The organism is Rhodococcus sp. IEGM 1351 (assembly GCF_030056875.1).
Lineage (GTDB): Bacteria > Actinomycetota > Actinomycetes > Mycobacteriales > Mycobacteriaceae > Rhodococcus_F > Rhodococcus_F opacus.
Window position 1 is genome coordinate 48,702 of record NZ_JASHKU010000014.1, and the last position, 18,003, is coordinate 66,704.

Below are 18,003 nucleotides of genomic sequence, written 5' to 3' on the forward strand. Positions count from 1 at the left end.
GAGGGTCCTGCTCGACCGGTGACCGGGTGACCCGGCAGTCGGTGACGATCCGACCGGCACGACGCGGAAACGCCGTGCTCGTCCCCCGCCGTCCGATTCCCCCGCGCCAATAGTCCGGGTTGCCCGCGCAGCGTCTCATCCGTCGCCCCAATTCGTCTCGGAAACGTTCGTGCTCTTTCCCGTTTTGACGCAGCGACGGACGGTTCGGTTCCCCCGCCCCGCAAGAAAGTTCACGCAAATCTCACGGGGCGCGGGAACCCGTCCGGCTATCCGCTGTTGCGCAGCGCGGTCGCCAGCCCGTTCATCGTGAGCTGGATGCCGCGGCGCGTCTGATCACTGTCGTCCCCCGCCCGGTAGCGGCGCAGCAGTTCCACCTGCAGGTGGTTGAGGGGCTCGAGGTACGGGAACCGGTTGTGCACCGACCTCTCCAGACCGGGGTTGTCGGCGAACAGGGTGTCGTTCCCGGTGATCGCCTTGTACATCCGGATCGTCCGCTCGTGTTCCTCGGCGATCTTGCCGAACACCCGTCGGCGGAGTTCCTCGTCGGGAACCAGCTCCGCGTAGCGGGCGGCGAGGCCCATGTCGGACTTCGACATCACCATGGCCAGGTTCGACAGCACGGTCCGGAAGAACGGCCACTTCGCGTACAGGCGGGACAGTGTGGCCACCCTCTCGGGGTCGCCCTGCGTCCATTCCTCGAACGCCGCACCCGTGCCGTACCACCCGGGCAGCATGACCCGGGACTGACTCCACGACAACACCCACGGGATGGCCCGGAGGTCGGAGATGGACGTGGTCTGCTTCCGTGAGGCGGGCCGGCTGCCGATGTTGAGGGCCCCGATCTCCGCGACCGGAGTCGACATCTCGAAGTACTCCACGAATCCGGGTGTCTCATGCACCAATTCGCCATAGGCGCGGCGGGCCAGCGCAGCGAGCTCGTCGAGGATGCGGTACGCCGGTTCGGCGTCGTCGCCGAGTCCCTCGACGTCGAGCAGGGTGGCTTCGAGGGTCGCGGCGAGTAGCGTTTCGAGATTGCGTTGCGCGAGGCGGGGTTCCGCGTACTTGGCGGCGATCACCTCGCCCTGTTCGGTGATCCGCAGCGAGCCGGCCACCGCGCCGGGCGGTTGCGCCAGGATCGCCTCGTAGCTGGGGCCGCCGCCGCGACCCACGGTGCCGCCGCGACCGTGGAAGAGCCGCAACCGGATTCCCGTCTTGCGTGCGGCGTCCACCAGATCCAGCTCGGCGCGGTACAGCGCCCAGTTGGCCGCCAGGTAGCCGCCGTCCTTGTTGGAGTCGGAGTACCCGAGCATCACTTCCTGGGAGTCGCCGCGCGAGGTCACCAGCGCCCGGTAGATCGGCACCTCCAGGGTGGCTTCGAGGGTGGCGGCACCCTGCTGCAGGTCCTCGATCGTCTCGAACAGCGGCACGATGCCCACCGGACAGGACGGGGCCTCCCCTGATCCGGGGTCGAGCAAGCCCACCTCCTTCAGCAGCACCGCGGCCTCGAGCATGTCACTGACGGAGGTGCACATGCTGATGATGTAGTTGGGCACGGCACCCGCACCGAGTGTCCGGACCGCGTCGGCGCCGGCCTGGAGAATGGCGAGCTCCTTCGCGGTCAGCTCGCTGAACTTCGCGTTCGCGGTGGTCAGTGGGCGCCTGGTCGACAGCTCCGCCGACAGCAGCTCCACCCGCTCGTCCTCGGACAGCGACGGGTAGTCGGCGTGCACGCCCGCCCACGCCAGCAGCTCGGCGACGACGGTCTCGTGCACGTCCGAGTTCTGCCGCATGTCGAGACCGGAGAGGTGGAAACCGAACACCGCCACCGAATCCCGCAGGTTCGCCAGCCCGTCGTCGGCGATGGTGCCGTCGCCACCACGCCGCAGGGAGTCGTCGACGATGTCGAGTTCGTCGAGCATCTGCCGCGGGGTGTCGTACGGTGCGAGCCCGAGGTCGAGCCCGTGATCGGGTGCCTCACCGAGAATGCGGTGCGCGGTGGCCGTGAGACGCCCCCGGATGCCCCGCACCGCGCGCCGGTAGGGTTCGTCGGCGCGGAACGGGGAATCGTCCTGCGACGCCGCGGCCAGGAGGTCGAGCCCGGGGGTGACGGTGACGAGGCGAGCCGACATCGACAGTTCGCGCTCGAGCGTCTCGAGTTCGCCGAGGTGATGCTCGAGGGCGGTGGCCGCGGCACGGGTGGTGGCCTGCCGAACCACCTCGTCGGTGACGTAGGGGTTGCCGTCGCGGTCTCCGCCGATCCACGACCCGGGACGCAGAATCGGTTCCCCGCCCAGATCCGCGTCCGGCCACCGCGACCGCAGGGCAGTGCGCAGTTCGGCGTTGATCTTCGGGACGACCTCGAACAGTGCCGCGTCGTAGTACCGCAGCCCGACCTCGATCTCGTCCTGGATCCGCAACCGCGACAACCGGATCAGTGCGGTCTGCCAGAGGGTGAGGATCTGCCGCCGCAGCCGGACGTCGACGTCGGCCGTCTCGGTCTCGGTCAGGGCGGTGCGCTCGCGGTAGCGCATCAGTTCCGTGATCCGGGACTGGGTTTCGAACACCGTCCGGCGGCGGGTCTCGGTGGGATGGGCGGTGATGACCGGCGACACGAGCGCCCCGCGCAACGCGTCCGCGACGACGGCGCTGTCGAGGTGCGCGGCGTCGAGTTTGGCGAACGTGGCGGTCAGGGTGCTGTCGGGGGCGGGTTCACCGGCGGCGACGTGGACGACACGCCGGCGTTCGCGGTGGATGTCCTCGGCAAGATTGGCCAGGAGAGCGAAGTGGCTGAAGGCCCGGATGACGGGAATGGTGTCGCTCGTGGAGACCTGGGTGAACATGTCCGCCAGATCCGCGCGGTCGATCTCGGAACGACGAACCCGGAACGATTCGACCCTGGCCTTCTCGACGAGGTCGAAGACGCCGTCCCCGGCCTGTTCCCGCACTATCTGACCGAGGATGCCGCCCAGGAGCCGAATGTCTTCGCGAAGTGGTTCAGTGGCCTCACGTGGGGTTTCGATCATGCATCCAGTATCGACCGGTGACGGCCCGTCTGCATGGTGAAGCAGATCAGCCGAACTTGATCTCCAGGCCGATGCCGATGATGGCGATCAACCAGATCAGGCCGGTGAAGACGGTGAGCCGGTCGAGGTTCTTCTCGACCACGGTGGAACCGGACAGGCTCGACTGGACACCGCCGCCGAACAGGCTGGACAGACCGCCGCCCTTACCGCGGTGCAGCAGCACCAGCAGAATCAGCAGCAAGCTGGTGACCACCAGCAAGATATCCAGGAACAGTTCCATGTCTGTCTACGTCCACCCATCCAGTAGGAACAACAACGACCTCGTACACCCTACAGGCGCTCCGCGCCCGTGCGCCTTTCCGGTACCTACAGCTACCGGAAAGGCGCACGGGCGCCGAAGGCGCCTTACGGCAGAGGTCCGCCCGCGGCGATCGCCGACAGCGTGGCGAACTCGTCAGCCTTCAGCGAGGCGCCGCCCACCAGGGCGCCGTCCACATCCGCCTGACCGACGATCTCGCCGACGTTCTTGGCGTTGACGCTGCCGCCGTACAGAACGCGGACACCGGACGCGACGTCCGGCGAGGCGAGCTCACCGAGCGTGGCGCGGATCGCGGCGCACACTTCCTGCGCATCCGCGGCACTGGCCACGCGGCCGGTTCCGATGGCCCACACCGGCTCGTACGCGATGACGACCTTGGCGACGTCCTCGGCGGACAGTCCGGCGAGCGAGCCCCGCAACTGCTCGACGTTGTAGGACACGTGCTCGCCGGCCTCACGGACGTCGAGACCCTCACCGATGCAGACGATCGGGGTGATCCCGTTCTTCAGCGCGGCCTTGGTCTTGGCCAGCACGGTGTCGTTGTCCTCGCAGTGCAGGGTCCGGCGCTCCGAGTGCCCGACGACGACGAACGTGCAGCCCAGCTTGGCCAGCATGGAGCCGCTGATCTCGCCGGTGTACGCACCCGAATCGTGGGCCGACACGTCCTGCGCACCGTAGGTGAGCAGGAGCTTGTCGCCCTCGACGAGGGTCTGCACGCTGCGGATGTCGGTGAACGGCGGGATCACCGTCACGTCGACCTTGTCGAAGTACTTCGCCGGGAGCGAGAAGGCGATCTTCTGAACCAGCGCGATGGCCTCGAGATGGTTCAGATTCATCTTCCAGTTGCCGGCGATCAGCGGCTTCCGTGCCATGTCTCAGGCCTCCAGAACTGCGATGCCGGGGAGTTCCTTGCCCTCGAGGTACTCGAGGGAGGCGCCGCCACCGGTGGAGATGTGCGAGAACCCGTCCTCGGGCAGACCGAGCTGGCGCACCGCCGCGGCGGAGTCACCGCCACCGACGACGCTGTACGCGCCCTTCCCGGTGGCCTCGATGATCGCCTCGGCGACACCCTTGGTGCCCGCGGCGAACTTCGCGAACTCGAACACACCCATCGGGCCGTTCCAGAACACGGTCTTCGCGCTGGTCAGGATCGCCGCGAACCGGCGAACCGACTGCGGTCCGATGTCGAGACCCATCCAGCCGTCCGGGATCTCGAGCACGGAAACGATCTTCGACTCGGCGTCGGCCGAGAACGAATCGGCGATGACCACGTCCTGCGGAATGTGGATCACGTCGGCGTACTGCTCGAGCAGCGCCTTGCACGTGTCGATCATCGACTCCTCGCACAGCGAGTTGCCGACCGACACGCCCTGCGCCGCCAGGAACGTGTAGTACATGCCGCCACCGATGACGAGGGTGTCGACCTTGGGGGCCAGCGCCTCGATCACCGCGAGCTTGTCCGACACCTTGGACCCACCCAGCACGACCGCGTACGGCCGCTCGGGCTCCTCGGTGAGCTTGCCGAGCACCTTGATCTCGGCTTCGACGAGCCTGCCCGCGTAATGCGGGAGCAGCTTGGCCACCTCGTACACCGACGCCTGCGCGCGGTGCACGACACCGAACCCGTCGGACACGAACGCGCCGTCGTCGCCGACGAGCTCGACCAGGGCCTTGGCGAGCTTCGTCCGCTCGGCCTCGTCCTTGCTGGTCTCCCGCGGATCGAAGCGGATGTTCTCCAGCAGGAGAACGTCGCCGTCCGTGAGCCCCTCGGCACGTGCCAGAGCGTCCTGCCCGACGACGTCGCCGGCGAGCTGGACGTTGCGTCCCAGCACCTCGGCGAGCTTCACCGCGACCGGTGCGAGGGAGTACTGCGGGTCGGGCTCACCCTTGGGGCGACCCAGATGGGCGGTGACGATGACCTTGGCGCCCGCCTCCGCCAACGCCTTCAGCGTCGGCGCGGAAGCGATGATGCGCCCGGGATCGGTGATCCGGTCACCGTCGAGCGGAACGTTGAGGTCGGAGCGCACCAGCACGGCGCGCCCCTCGACCCCAGCGTTCAGCAGGTCGTCGAGAGTCTGAACTGCCACTGTTACCGGACCTTCGCTCAGAGAGACTTGGCGACGAGACCGATGAGGTCGGCCAGACGGTTGGAGTAACCCCACTCGTTGTCGTACCAGGACACGATCTTGGCCTGATCGTCGATGACCTTGGTGAGGCCGGAGTCGAAGATCGAGCTGTGCGGGTCGGTGACGATATCGGACGACACGATCGGAGCGTCCGTGTACTTCAGGATGCCCTTGAGCGGTCCCTCGGCGGCAGCCTTCATCGCGGCGTTGATGTCCTCGACGCTGGCCGACTTCTTCAGGTTCGCGGTGAGGTCGGTGACCGAGCCCGTGGGGATCGGGACGCGCAGCGCGTAGCCGTCCAGCTTGCCGAGCAGCTGCGGGAGGACCAGGCCGATGGCCTTGGCGGCACCGGTGCCCGTGGGGACCACGTTCAGTGCGGCGGCGCGGGCGCGACGCAGGTCGCTGTGCGGGCCGTCCTGCAGGTTCTGGTCCTGGGTGTAGGCGTGGACCGTGGTCATGAGGCCCTTGACGATACCGAACTCGTCGTCGAGCACCTTGGCGATGGGGCCGAGGCAGTTGGTGGTGCACGAGGCGTTGGAGATGATGTTCTGGCTGCCGTCGTACTTGTCGTCGTTGACGCCCATCACGATGGTGATGTCCTCGCCCTTGGCCGGGGCGGAGATGATGACCTTCTTGGCGCCGGCCTCGAGGTGGCCCTTCGCCTTGGCTGCGTCGGTGAAGATGCCGGTGGACTCGACGACGACGTCGACGCCCAGGTCACCCCACGGAAGCGCCGCGGGCCCTTCCTTGATGGCGAGTGCCTTGATCTTCTGGTTTCCGACGACGATGGTGTCTTCACCCTCGAGCGAGACGTCGTGCGGGAGACGACCCAGGATGGAGTCGTACTTCAGGAGATGCGCCAGCGTAGCGTTGTCCGTGAGGTCGTTGACCGCCACAATCTCGATGTCGGTGGTTCCGAGCGCCTTCTGCGCGTCCACCGCCCTGAAGAAGTTACGTCCGATACGGCCGAAACCGTTTACGCCTACCCGGACAGTCACAATCTGCTCCTTTGCGCATGATTCTGGTTGTGCAGCTCTGCTCCCGCGCCGCTACGACACCACCGACGGGTGGTCGGCGCGAGGGTTCATCGGTCGATGTGGCTCTAACCCTAGTGCGCGGGCCACGCGCGCGCGCAGTCACCTCCGGCACCCGTTTCCGGGCCGCCCCGACCCGAACGAACGGGACGCTCGTTCGATCTGACGCAACGAGCGTCCCGTTCGTCCGGGAGTGGGGGTGGTGCGAGGGGACCGCCGACGACGGTCAGGCGTCGTCGAGAAGGTCTGCGGTGACGGCCGACTCGGTGTCGGGGATGCCGGTTTCCTTTGCCTTGCGGTCCGCCATCGACAGCAACCGCCGGATGCGGCCGGCGACGGCGTCCTTCGTCATCGGCGGATCGGCGAGCTGGCCGAGTTCCTCGAGGGACGCCTGCCGGTGCTCCACCCGGAGGTGACCGGCCGCCGCCAGATGGTCGGGAACCTCGTCACCCAGGATGTCGAGGGCCCGCTCGACGCGGGCAGCGGCCGCGACGGCCGCCCGCGCGGACCGGCGCAGGTTGGCGTCGTCGAAGTTGGCGAGCCGGTTGGCGGTGGCACGGACCTCCCGGCGCATGCGGCGTTCCTCCCACACGAGGCGGGTGTCCTGGGCGCCCATCCGGGTGAGCAGTGCGCCGATGGCCTCGCCGTCGCGGATCACCACCCGGTCGGTGCCACGGACCTCGCGGGCCTTCGCCGAGATGCCCAGCCGGCGCGCCGCCCCGACGAGCGCGAGCGCCGCCTCCGGGCCGGGGCAGCTGACCTCGAGCGCCGACGACCGACCCGGCTCGGTCAGCGAACCGTGCGCCAGGAACGCGCCGCGCCACGCGGCTTCCGCGTCGGCAACGCTGCCACCGACGACCTGCGCGGGAAGCCCGCGCACCGGGCGCCCCCGCAGGTCCAGGAGACCGGTCTGGCGGGCGAGTGCCTCGCCCTCCTTCGCGACCCGCACGATGTAGCGGGACGACTTGCGCAGCCCGCCCGCGCTGAGAACGTGGACGTCGGCGCTGTACGTGAACAGGTCGAAGATCTCGCGGCGCAACCGGCGGGCCGTGGACCCCAGATCCACTTCTGCCTCGACCACGACCCGGCCACCGACGATGTGCAATCCCCCGGCGAACCGCAGCAGCGACGAGACCTCGGCCTTCCGGCAACTCACATGAGTGACGACGAGACGACTGAGTTCGTCTTTGACCTCTGCTGTCATTGCCACGAAGCGCTCTCCCTTTCCTCTGGTGTCCCGGCCACTTCGCTCCCCCGAGACCCCGCATCGGGGTCGCTCCAGAGCTGTTCGAGAACGGACGCAAGTTTTCCTGCATGGTGCGTGTGGGTGCCGTGCTCCGACACGTCGGCGTACACGACGCGTGCCTGGAACTGTCCGGCGGCGCGGGCGAGGTGCTCGCGCTCGCGCCCCGGTGGCACCGAACCCGAATCGACCACGACGAAGTCGACGGTGAGTTCGGGTGCGTGTTGGGACAGTACGTGCAGATGACGCTCGGTGGAGAATCCTGCCGTCTCGCCCGGCTCCGGAGCCAGGTTGAGCACCAGCACCTTCCGCGCGGCGGTGGCGATCAGCGTGTCGAGGAGTTCCGGCACGAGGACGTGCGGGATGACGCTGGAGAACCACGACCCCGGGCCGAGGACGACCATGTCGGCGACGTCGATAGCCCGGACCGCGTCCGGGCATGCGGGCGGATTCGCCGGCAGCAGCCGCACGCGGCGCACCTTGCCGGGGGTGGTCGCGACCGCGACCTGACCGCGGATGCAGCGGCTGACCCGCGGGTCCGCCTCGAGTCCCTGCACGTCGGCCTCGATGTCCAGGGCGATCGGCGACATCGGCAGCACGCGCCCGTTGATCCGCAGCAGCCGCGCGAGTTCGTCCAGCGCGGCGACAGGGTCGCCGAGCACTTCGGTGAGGCCGGCCAGGATGAGATTGCCCACCGAGTGGCCGGCGAGGGCGCCGATTCCGCCGAATCGGTGCTGGATGGTGTCCGTCCAGTCCTGCACCTCGGGGTCGTCCGCGGCGAGTGCGGCGAGCGCCATCCGCAGATCCCCCGGCGGGATGACGCCGAGTTCGGCGCGCAGCCGTCCCGAGGATCCGCCGTCGTCCGCGACGGTGACGACGGCCGTGACGTCACGGCTGAGCCGGCGCGCGGCACTGAGGGTGGCGAACAGCCCGTGGCCCCCGCCGAGCGCGACGATCGCAGGCGGCTGGTGCACCGGCCTCATTCGCGCCCCAGATCACGATGGACGACACGCACGTTCAGCCCGGAGTCCTGTCCGAGGCGGCTGGCCAAGGCCTCCGACATCGCGACACTCCGGTGTTTCCCTCCGGTGCATCCCACCGCGATGGTCATGTAGCGCTTCCCCTCCCGACGATATCCCGCGATCGTCAGATCCAGCAGGTGGTGATATGTGGCGAGATAGTCCTCGGCACCGTCCTGCGACAACACGTAGTCCCGCACGTCCGCACTCTGCCCGGTGTGCGGACGCAACTCGGGAATCCAGTGCGGGTTGGGCAGGAAGCGGACGTCGCAGACGAGATCGGCGTCCATCGGAAGACCGTACTTGAAACCGAACGACTGGACTGTTACTTGCATGGTCCGGTTCTCGGCGTCGCCGAACGCGTCCTCGATCTTCTGCCGCAACTGGTGGGCGGCGAGGGACGACGTGTCGATCACCAGATCCGCGGCGGCCTTCACCTTCGCGAGCTGATCGCGCTCGGCGGCGATGCCCTCCGACAGGGTGCCCTCGGCGCCTCCCCCGGACAGCGGGTGACTGCGGCGCACCTGCTCGAAACGGCGCACCAGGACCTCGTCCGACGCGTCGAGGTACAGCACCCGCGTGTGCACGGGTTTGCTCTCCAGTTCGGTGAGGACCCAGCCGAGGTCGCCGGTGAACAACCGGCTGCGCACGTCGATGACGACGGCGAGCCGCTCGAGCCGCGAATCGGATTCCAGGCTCAGATCCACCATCCGGGAAATCAGTTCCGGGGGAAGGTTGTCCGCGACGTACCACCCGAGGTCCTCGAGGACCTTCGCCGCCGTCTGCAGACCCGCCCCGGAGAGCCCGGTGACGAGAAGGAAGTCCATCGGCCGGACCGTGGGTGGACGGTCGCTCTGCGCGTGCTGCTCGTTCACTCGACACCTGTCCGTTGCGATGCGCTCTGTGCTGCCGGGCCGTGCTGTGCTACCGGTTCGCGGGGAATGTCCGCGCCGTTCTGTTCTGCCGTGCCCGGCCCGTTCCGATCTGGTTCATCATCCCCCACTCCCGCGACGTCCGCAGACGGTTCCTCCGCCCCGAGAGCGGTGAGTACCGCTTTCGCCGTGGCCGTTCCGATGCCGGGGACCGCGGTGATCTCCTCGACGGAGGCCTGCTTGAGGCGTGCGACGGATCCGAAATGCGTCACCAGGGCCTTGCGCCGGGTCTCGCCGAGCCCGCGGACCGAGTCGAGCGCGGACGCCGTCATCCGGCGGGACCGCTTGCTGCGGTGGAACGTGATCGCGAAACGGTGCGCCTCGTCGCGCACCCGCTGCAGCAGGTACAGCGACTCGCTCGTGCGCGGGAGGATGACCGGGTCCTCCTCCCCCGGCACCCACACCTCCTCGAGCCGCTTGGCCAGCCCGATCACGGCGACGTCGGTGATGCCCAGTTCGTCGAGCACCGCCGACGCCGCGGCCACCTGCGGGGCTCCGCCGTCCACGACGAACAGGTTCGGTGGGTACGCGAACCGCCGCGGCCTGCCGGTCTGCGGATCGATCGCCGCCTCCGGGGCGAGGTCGCCGCCGTCCCCGCCCGACACCTGGTCGGCGTCCGCCCCGGCCGCTTCGGCGCGCAGCACCCCGACGTCGCGGTTGTGCCGGAGGAACCGCCGCCGGGTGACCTCCGCGATGCTGGCGACGTCGTCGGAGCGACCGTCACCGGCGGCCTCCTTGATCGCGTAGTGCCGGTAGTCGGACTTGCGGGGCAGGCCGTCCTCGAAGACGACCAGGGAGGCCACCACGTCGGTGCCCTGCACGTGGCTGATGTCGACGCATTCGATGCGCAGGGGCGCCGAGTCCAGGTCGAGGGCCTCCTGGATGCCCTGCAGGGCCGCCGACCGCGACGTGAAGTCGCCGGCGCGGCGCAGCTTGTGCTGTTGCAGTGCCTCCATCGCGTTGCGCTGCACGGTCTCGGCGAGAGCCTTCTTGTCGCCGCGCTGCGGCACGCGGAGGCGGACCGCGGATCCGCGGAGACCGCTGAGCCACTCCTGCACCTGCTCGGCGTCGGGCGGCAGCACGGGCACCAGGACCTCCCGCGGCACGCCGCTGGTGCCGGCCTCCTGGTCGGTCGCGCCCGACAGCGCCGCCTGCTCACCGTAGAACTGGGTGAGGAACTGCTCGACGAGCAGCGGCAGGTCCGATCCCGCCTCGGAATCGACGCTGGCCCAGTCGATGACGTCACCCGCCTTCTCGACCACCCAACCGCGCTGACCGCGCACGCGGCCACCGCGGACGTGGAACACCTGCACCGCGGCCTCGAGCTCGTCGGTCGCGAACGCGGCGACGTCGGCGTCGGTGCCGTCCCCGAGCACGACGGCCTGCTTCTCGAGCGCGCGCCGCAACGCGCCCACGTCGTCGCGCAACCGCGCCGCCGTTTCGAAGTCGAGTTCTTCCGACGCCTCCTGCATCCGGGCCTCGAGCTGCCGGACCAGCTTGTCGGTGCGTCCCGACAGGAAGTCGCAGAAGTCCTCGACGATCTTGCGGTGTTCAGCCGCGGACACGCGTCCGACGCACGGCGCGGAACACTTGTCGATGTAGCCGAGCAGGCAGGGCCGGCCGATCTGGTTGTGACGCTTGAACACCCCGGCCGAGCAGGTGCGGGCAGGGAACACCCGCAGCAGCAGGTCGAGGGTTTCGCGGATGGCCCACGCGTGCGAGTAGGGCCCGAAGTAGCGGACACCCTTGCGCCGGGGACCGCGGTAGACGAACAGCCGGGGGTATTCCTCGTTCAGGGTGACCGCGAGAACCGGGTACGTCTTGTCGTCGCGGTAGCGGACGTTGAACCGGGGATCGAATTCCTTGATCCAGTTGTACTCGAGCTGGAGGGCCTCGACCTCGGTGCTCACGACGGTCCACTCGACGCTGCCGGCCGTGGTCACCATCTGGCGGGTGCGCGGGTGCAGCGTCGAGACGTCGGCGAAATAGGAATTCAGCCGTGATCGAAGACTCTTCGCCTTCCCGACATAGATGACCCGGCCGTGCGGATCGCGGAACTTGTACACCCCCGGGTCGACCGGAATCGTTCCGGTCGCGGGGCGATATGTCGAAGGATCGGGCACCCCTCCACGTTAGTCGGCGCCACCGACCAACCCCGCATCCGCGACGTCGCGGAGGGGCGACCCCGGGTTCAGGACGGTGCGTACTCCGACGCGAGTGCGCGGAAGCGGTCGACAGCGTCCACGGCGTATTCGCGATCGTTGGACTGGATGGCCATCACGGCCAGGTATTCGTCGTCGGGCAGCTCGATCCGGGCCCACGCCGCGCCGTCCGGGAAGGACAGCCCCTCGTACAGGTCCCAGTCGACGATGCGCTCCCCGAGGACGTTGCGGACGGCGATGCCGCGGGGCCCGACCCGCAACCTGGGCCGGGTCAGCAGCAGGACCGCTGCCGCGAGGAGGCAGCCGATGCCCGCGAACGCCAGCTGGTCGGCGAGCCGGAAGTACACGCCCGTCGAATCGCCGCGCAGCAGGATTGCGAACGTCACATGCACGACGACGAGAAGGATCGCCACACCGATCGCGTACCGACGCGACTTGCGTGGCGTCGCGACGAGTGTCCACTCGGATTCGGGAGTGGTCATGAATGGATCCGGATCATACGAAGGACTCCTCGGCGCGGCGCAGTCGCGCCAACGTGACAGCGGTGTCGAGCGCGGCCGCGCAGGCCTGACCGCCCTTGTCCTCGACGGAGCCGGGCAGGCCACTGCGGTCGACGGCCTGCTGCTCGGTGTCCGTGGTGAGCACACCGTTCCCGACCGGGGTGCTCTCGTCCAGCGAGACCCGGGTCAGACCGGCCGTCACGGCGTCGCAGACGTATTCGAAGTGCGGCGTCCCGCCGCGGATCACGACACCGAGCGCGACGACGGCGTCGTGCGTGCGGGCCAGGGCCTGCGCCACCACCGGAAGCTCGATGGCACCGGCGACCCGGACCAGTGTGACGTTCTTCACGTTCGCCCCGGCCGCCACCCGCTGCGCGCCGGCGATCAGCGCCTCGGAGATCTCGGCGTGCCAGCTGCCGGCGACGATGGCGAGCCGGAGGTCGCCCGCCTCACCGAGTTGCAGCTCCGGCAGTCCCTCACCACTCACAGCATTTCTCCCGCTTCGAAGTCGTCGAGCCCGATCAGGTCGTGGCCCATGCGGTCGCGCTTCGTGCGCAGGTACGTCAGGTTCTCGGCGTTCGCCCGCAACGGCATCGACACCCGCTCGGTGATCTGCAGTCCGTAACCGTCGAGCCCGACCCGCTTGGCCGGGTTGTTGGTCAGCAGCCGCATCGAGGAAATACCCAGATCCACCAGGATCTGCGCGCCGATGCCGTAGTCGCGGGCGTCGGCGGGCAGGCCGAGCTCGAGGTTCGCGTCGACGGTGTCCGAACCCGCATCCTGCAGCTGGTAGGCCTGCAGCTTGTGCATGAGGCCGATGCCCCGGCCCTCGTGTCCGCGCATGTACAGGACCACCCCGCGACCCTCCTGCGCGACCATGTCCAGGGCGGCGTCGAGCTGCGGCCCGCAATCGCAGCGCAGCGAACCGAACACGTCGCCGGTGAGGCATTCGGAGTGCACGCGCACGAGCACGTCGCTGCCGTCGCCGTCCGGGCCGGGCAGGTCGCCGCGAACCAGGGCGACGTGCTCGACGTCGTCGTAGATGCTCCGGTAACCGACGGCCGTGAACTCGCCGTGCCGGGTCGGGATCCGCGCGGACGCGACCCGCTCCACGTGCTTCTCGTGCTTGCGGCGCCACGCGATGAGGTCGGCGATCGAGATCAGCGCGAGGTTGTGGTCGTCGGCGAAGACCCGCAGCTCGTCGGTCTGGGCCATGTGGCCCTCGTCCTTCTGACTGACGATCTCGCAGATCACACCCGCCGGCCGCAGGTCCGCCATCCGGGCCAGGTCGACGGCTGCCTCGGTGTGACCGGGACGGCGCAGCACGCCACCCTCCTTGGCGCGCAGCGGCACGACGTGGCCGGGCCGGGTGAAGTCCTGGGCGCCGCTGGACGGGTCGGCCAGCAACCGCATGGTGGCGGCGCGGTCGGACGCGGAGATGCCGGTGCCGATGCCCTCCCGGGCGTCGACGGTCACGGTGTACGCGGTGCCGTGCTTGTCCTGGTTGGTGGCGTACATCGGGGGCAGGCCGAGGCGGTCGCAGTCGGCGCCGTCGAGCGGCACACAGAGATAGCCGGACGTGTATCGAACCATGAAGGCAACCAACTCGGGGGTGGCTTTCTCCGCGGCGAAGATGAGGTCTCCCTCGTTCTCGCGGTCTTCGTCGTCGACGACGACGACTGCCTTGCCTGCGGCGATGTCCGCAACGGCGCGCTCGATACTGTCGAACCTGGTCACGTGCTCGGTCTCCAAAGTCTTGACTTAGGCATCTTCGAATACAAACGGATGCATCCGTGGATGCTCCTCAACAGTACGACTCAGCGGCCGGCCGCTTGCAGCCGCTCCACATACTTCGCGATCACGTCGACCTCGAGGTTGACGGGCGTCCCGACGGACGCCGCCCCGAGGGTGGTCAGTTGCAGCGTGGTCGGGATGAGCGAGATCTCGAAATATTCCTCGCCGCGTTCGCCGCCGAGCGCCGAGACCGTCAGCGACACACCGTCGACCGTGATCGAGCCCTTCTCCACGACGTACCGGGAGATGGCGTCGGGCAACGCGATGCGGACGACCTCCCAGTTCTCGGACGGGCTGCGGCTGATGATGTGCCCGGTGCCGTCCACGTGGCCCTGGACGAGGTGGCCGCCGAGGCGGCTGTTCAGGGCAGCGGCCCGCTCGAGGTTGACGCGGCTGCCCACGTCGATCTTCTGCAAGCTCGACCGGTTCAGCGTCTCCTGCATGACGTCGGCGGTGAAGGAGCCGTCGGCCAGCACCTCGACGACGGTCAGGCACACCCCGTTCACCGCGATCGAATCACCGTGTGACGCGTCGGAAGTCACGACCGGACCACGCACGGTGAACCGTGCGGCGTCGGCCAGTTCCTCCTTGGCGACGACCTCACCCAACTCTTCGACGATCCCGGTGAACACTGTGGCTTCTCCTACGTTTGGGGGCTGTCAGGGTTTTCGGACACTGCTGGAACCAGACTCAACAACAAATCGGGGCCGATTGTTTCGACCGACTCGTGACGGAACCGCAGCGCGCCGTCGATCGTGTGCACACCCGCCTCCGCGACCGCGGGCGTGCCGGCGCCGAGGACCAGCGGGGCGAGGTACGCCTGGATGCGGTCGACCCGGCCAGCGGCGAGAAACGCGCCCGCCAGCCGGGGCCCGCCCTCGAGCAACACATCGGTGTACTCGGCGAGTGCGGCGAGGACCTCGTCCACGTCGCGCGTGCGCAGCAGCAGGGTGGGCGCGGAGTCGTCGAGGACCCGCGCGTCCGCCGGGATGTCGCCGAGTCCGACGACGACGCGCACCGGCTGGTGAGCGGCGAGCGATCCGTCGGGCATCCGGGCGGTCAGCCGGGGGTCGTCGGCCAGCACCGTCCCGGTGCCGACCACGATCGCGTCGAGTTTCGCCCGGTCGGCGTGGACGCGTTCCCTGGCCTCGGGTCCGGTGATCCACTGGCTGGTGCCGTCGGCGGCGGCGCTGCGCCCGTCCAGGGTGGCCGCGTACTTCCAGGTGACGTGTGGCCGTCCGGTGCGCTGCCGGTGCAGCCAGGCCCGGAGCGGCCCGCGTTCGACGTCCTGGGCCCGCAGCCCGGACGTGACCTCGACCCCCGCCGAGACGAGGGTTTCCGCGCCGCCCGCGGCCTCGGGGTTCGGATCGCCCACCGCATAGTGCACCGCGATCACACCGGCATCGAGGAGCGCTTGCGAACACGGCCCGGTCCGGCCGTGGTGGTTGCACGGTTCCAGCGTGACGACGGCGGTGCCGCCGCGGGCGGCGTCACCCGCCTCCCGCAGTGCGACGACCTCCGCGTGCGGACCGCCGGGAGGCTGCGTCATCCCGACACCGGCGATGCGCCCCGCGGAGTCGAGGACCACCGCGCCGACCGCCGGATTGGGGCTGGTGAATCCGCGCGCCGACTCCGCGGCACCGATGGCGATCTGCATCGCGGCGTCGAGATCCGCAGCCGAATTCTCGTGCCGCACGTGAGAGTTCACGATGTGCCGGAGCGCCGTTACCGCGACAGACTCAGGTGCGGTGACGCCTTGGCCGCGCTGGCGCGCAGGGCACGCACGGCCTCCGCGGGATCGCTCGTGCCGTAGACGGCAGACCCGGCGACGAAGCAGTCGACGCCCGCCTCGGCAGCGGCCTCGACGGTGTCGGCGTTGATGCCGCCGTCGATCTCCACGACCAGCCTCAGCTCACCCGAGTCGACGAGCCTGCGGACGGCCTTCGCCTTCGACAGCACCTCGGGGATGAACGACTGACCGCCGAAGCCGGGCTCGACGCTCATGACGAGAAGCGTGTCGAAGTCCTTCAGGATCTCGAGGTACGGCTCGATCGGCGTGCCGGGCTTGACGCTGAGACCGGCCTTGGCGCCGGCGGCGCGGATGTCCCGGGCCACGGACCGCGGGTCGTCGGTCGCCTCCGCGTGGAACGTGACGTTGTGCGCGCCCGCCTCCGCGTAGGGCGGCGCCCAGCGGCCGGGGTCGTCGATCATGAGATGGCAGTCGAGCGGGATGTCCGTCGCCGCGAGCAGGCTCTGCACGACAGGCAGGCCGAGCGTCAGGTTGGGCACGAAATGTGCGTCCATCACGTCGACGTGCAGCCAGTCGGCACCGGCGACCGCGTCCGCCTCCTCGGCGAGACGCGCGAAATCGGCAGACAGAATGGACGGTGCGATCATCGGGGTTGCCACGCGCCGCAGTTTAGTCGTACGCGTGCCGGGGCCGGATCCCGCGGTCCATACTGAGCTCATGCCGACCTGGACGGACGTCGTGGCGATCGGTGCGTCCCTGCCGGAGGTGCAGGAGAGCACGTCGTACCGCACTCCGGCGCTGAAGGTGGCGGGCACGTTGCTCGCCCGGTTGCGGGCCGAGTCGGACGGGGGCCTGGTGGTGATGTGCGACCTCGACGAGAAGGCGGCGCTACTGGCCCAGGGCGCGCCGTTCTACACCACTCCGCACTACGACGGTCACGGTTCGATCCTCGTCGACCTCGAGAGTGTCGACGTCGCGCAGCTGACCGAGCTGCTGCAGGACGCCTGGCGGATCAAGGCACCGGCGAAGCTGCGCAAGCGGTTCGACCAGACCTGACGAGAAAGGCGAGGGCCCGGGCGGCGCCCGCACACCGGCCCGGACCCTCATCGGATCGGCGTCAGACGCCGAGCTTGAGGCCCGCCCCCGCATCGACGCGGAGCTGCTGACCGGTGACGAACCGGGACTCGTCGGACGAGAGGAACACCACCGCGTGCGAGATGTCCTCGGGCTCGACCCACGGGGTGGGCATCGCCTGCATGAACGGGAACGTGACTTTCGCGTCCTCGGCGGTCGGGTTCTCGAGGTCGGGGCGGAACGTGCGGAACATCGGAGGGCTCTGCAGCATGTCCGTGTTGCAGTTGGTGGGGTGGATCGCGTTGACGCGGATGGACTTCGGGCCCAGGGTGAGCGCGAGCGAGTTGGTGTACGTCCACAGCATCTTCTTCGCGAGCCCGTAGCCGTCACCGCCCGGCCCCTGCAGGGCCTGCTGACCGTTCAGGCCCGTCTGCGGGACCAGCCCGGCCACCGATCCCGTCGCGATGATCGACGCACCGGCGTCCAGGTGCGGAAGGGCCGAGTGAATCGTGTTGATCACTCCGACGAAGTCGACGTCGAACGCATCGACGAATCCCTCGACGGGCACGTCGTTCCCGAGGGGCGCGATTCCCGCATTGGCGACCACGACGTCCAGCCGTCCCAGCGTCGCGACCGCGGCGTCGAGTTCGCGTTGCAGTGCCGCGCGGTCACGCACGTCCACCTTGGCGGTGACGACCCGGCGCCCCGCCTTCTCGACGAGCCGTCCCGTCTCCTCGAGGTCGGCCTCGGTCGCCAGCGGGTACTCGTTCGATGCGATGTCCTCGCAGAGGTCGAAGGCGATGATGTCGGCGCCCTCGTCGGCGAGATGCACTGCATGACTACGACCCTGACCCCGCGCCGCTCCCGTGATCAGAACGACCTTCCCCGCTACCCGATTCATCTGAAGTCCTCCACTCGCTTCGTGACGTACGTCTCTGTCGCGAGAAGAATTAGAACACGTTTCACACAAAAGTGAAACAGGTTCTACCGAAAGTCGGGCAGATGTCCAGGTAGCGGGGAGCGGCCG

17 protein-coding genes are annotated in these 18,003 nt (G+C 68.9%); 1 reads left to right on the top strand and 16 read right to left on the bottom strand.

The window, feature by feature from the left end; all coding sequences use genetic code 11:
- Positions 1-266 precede the first annotated feature (266 nt).
- The 15 genes from ppc to rpe form a co-directional block, all read right to left on the bottom strand.
- A complete protein-coding gene (ppc, locus tag QM806_RS23745; RefSeq protein WP_120659104.1) occupies positions 267-3,023 on the bottom strand; it encodes a phosphoenolpyruvate carboxylase in 2,757 nt (918 codons plus the stop codon).
- 46 nt (positions 3,024-3,069) lie between these two features.
- The gene (secG, locus tag QM806_RS23750) at positions 3,070-3,303 is read right to left on the bottom strand and encodes a preprotein translocase subunit SecG (protein ID WP_005241788.1); all 234 of its coding nucleotides are present in this window, start codon (positions 3,301-3,303) and stop codon (positions 3,070-3,072) included.
- A 125-nt stretch (positions 3,304-3,428) separates the two neighbouring features.
- On the bottom strand, positions 3,429-4,214 hold the full coding sequence (gene tpiA / locus QM806_RS23755) for a triose-phosphate isomerase (protein WP_169692904.1): 786 nt from the start codon (positions 4,212-4,214) through the stop codon (positions 3,429-3,431).
- A gap of 3 nt (positions 4,215-4,217) precedes the next feature.
- On the bottom strand, positions 4,218-5,429 hold the full coding sequence (locus tag QM806_RS23760; RefSeq protein WP_005564784.1) for a phosphoglycerate kinase: 1,212 nt from the start codon (positions 5,427-5,429) through the stop codon (positions 4,218-4,220).
- A gap of 17 nt (positions 5,430-5,446) precedes the next feature.
- Entirely contained in the window at positions 5,447-6,466 is a 1,020-nt protein-coding gene (gap, locus tag QM806_RS23765) for a type I glyceraldehyde-3-phosphate dehydrogenase (RefSeq protein ID WP_005241784.1), read from the bottom strand.
- Positions 6,467-6,728: 262 nt separating this feature from the next.
- A complete protein-coding gene (whiA, locus tag QM806_RS23770; RefSeq protein ID WP_005262275.1) occupies positions 6,729-7,712 on the bottom strand; it encodes a DNA-binding protein WhiA in 984 nt (327 codons plus the stop codon).
- Positions 7,703-8,728, bottom strand: a complete 1,026-nt coding sequence (locus tag QM806_RS23775) for a gluconeogenesis factor YvcK family protein (protein ID WP_037206106.1) — start codon at positions 8,726-8,728, stop codon at positions 7,703-7,705. The genes whiA and QM806_RS23775 overlap by 10 nt, the downstream gene beginning before the upstream one ends.
- Positions 8,725-9,591, bottom strand: a complete 867-nt coding sequence (gene rapZ, locus QM806_RS23780) for an RNase adapter RapZ (RefSeq protein WP_050998569.1) — start codon at positions 9,589-9,591, stop codon at positions 8,725-8,727. The genes QM806_RS23775 and rapZ overlap by 4 nt, the downstream gene beginning before the upstream one ends.
- Positions 9,592-9,635: 44 nt before the next feature.
- Positions 9,636-11,819, bottom strand: coding sequence for an excinuclease ABC subunit UvrC (uvrC, locus tag QM806_RS23785; protein WP_007295876.1), 2,184 nt, complete (start codon positions 11,817-11,819; stop codon positions 9,636-9,638).
- A gap of 68 nt (positions 11,820-11,887) precedes the next feature.
- Positions 11,888-12,340, bottom strand: a complete 453-nt coding sequence (locus tag QM806_RS23790) for a PH domain-containing protein (RefSeq protein ID WP_005241776.1) — start codon at positions 12,338-12,340, stop codon at positions 11,888-11,890.
- A gap of 13 nt (positions 12,341-12,353) precedes the next feature.
- A complete protein-coding gene (gene ribH, locus QM806_RS23795) occupies positions 12,354-12,845 on the bottom strand; it encodes a 6,7-dimethyl-8-ribityllumazine synthase (protein ID WP_005568405.1) in 492 nt (163 codons plus the stop codon).
- Positions 12,842-14,095 carry a bifunctional 3,4-dihydroxy-2-butanone-4-phosphate synthase/GTP cyclohydrolase II gene (locus QM806_RS23800; RefSeq protein ID WP_009480441.1) on the bottom strand — a complete coding sequence of 418 codons (1,254 nt, stop codon included), beginning with the start codon at positions 14,093-14,095 and terminating at the stop codon, positions 12,842-12,844. The genes ribH and QM806_RS23800 overlap by 4 nt, the downstream gene beginning before the upstream one ends.
- Before the next feature lie 80 nt (positions 14,096-14,175).
- Positions 14,176-14,784 carry a riboflavin synthase gene (locus tag QM806_RS23805; RefSeq protein WP_005241761.1) on the bottom strand — a complete coding sequence of 203 codons (609 nt, stop codon included), beginning with the start codon at positions 14,782-14,784 and terminating at the stop codon, positions 14,176-14,178.
- Positions 14,785-14,795: 11 nt separating this feature from the next.
- Complete coding sequence (gene ribD / locus QM806_RS23810) at positions 14,796-15,848, bottom strand: bifunctional diaminohydroxyphosphoribosylaminopyrimidine deaminase/5-amino-6-(5-phosphoribosylamino)uracil reductase RibD (RefSeq protein ID WP_169692908.1); 1,053 nt, start codon at positions 15,846-15,848, stop codon at positions 14,796-14,798.
- Positions 15,849-15,877: 29 nt separating this feature from the next.
- Positions 15,878-16,561 carry a ribulose-phosphate 3-epimerase gene (rpe, locus tag QM806_RS23815; RefSeq protein WP_005241758.1) on the bottom strand — a complete coding sequence of 228 codons (684 nt, stop codon included), beginning with the start codon at positions 16,559-16,561 and terminating at the stop codon, positions 15,878-15,880.
- A 58-nt stretch (positions 16,562-16,619) separates the two neighbouring features.
- On the opposite strand from rpe, the gene QM806_RS23820 reads away from it, so the two are divergent.
- A complete protein-coding gene (locus tag QM806_RS23820; protein ID WP_005262286.1) occupies positions 16,620-16,958 on the top strand; it encodes an MmcQ/YjbR family DNA-binding protein in 339 nt (112 codons plus the stop codon).
- A 61-nt stretch (positions 16,959-17,019) separates the two neighbouring features.
- Here the strand turns inward: QM806_RS23820 and QM806_RS23825 are convergent, their stop codons facing one another.
- On the bottom strand, positions 17,020-17,877 hold the full coding sequence (locus tag QM806_RS23825) for a mycofactocin-coupled SDR family oxidoreductase (protein WP_005262287.1): 858 nt from the start codon (positions 17,875-17,877) through the stop codon (positions 17,020-17,022).
- Between the last annotated feature and the right edge of the window lie 126 nt (positions 17,878-18,003).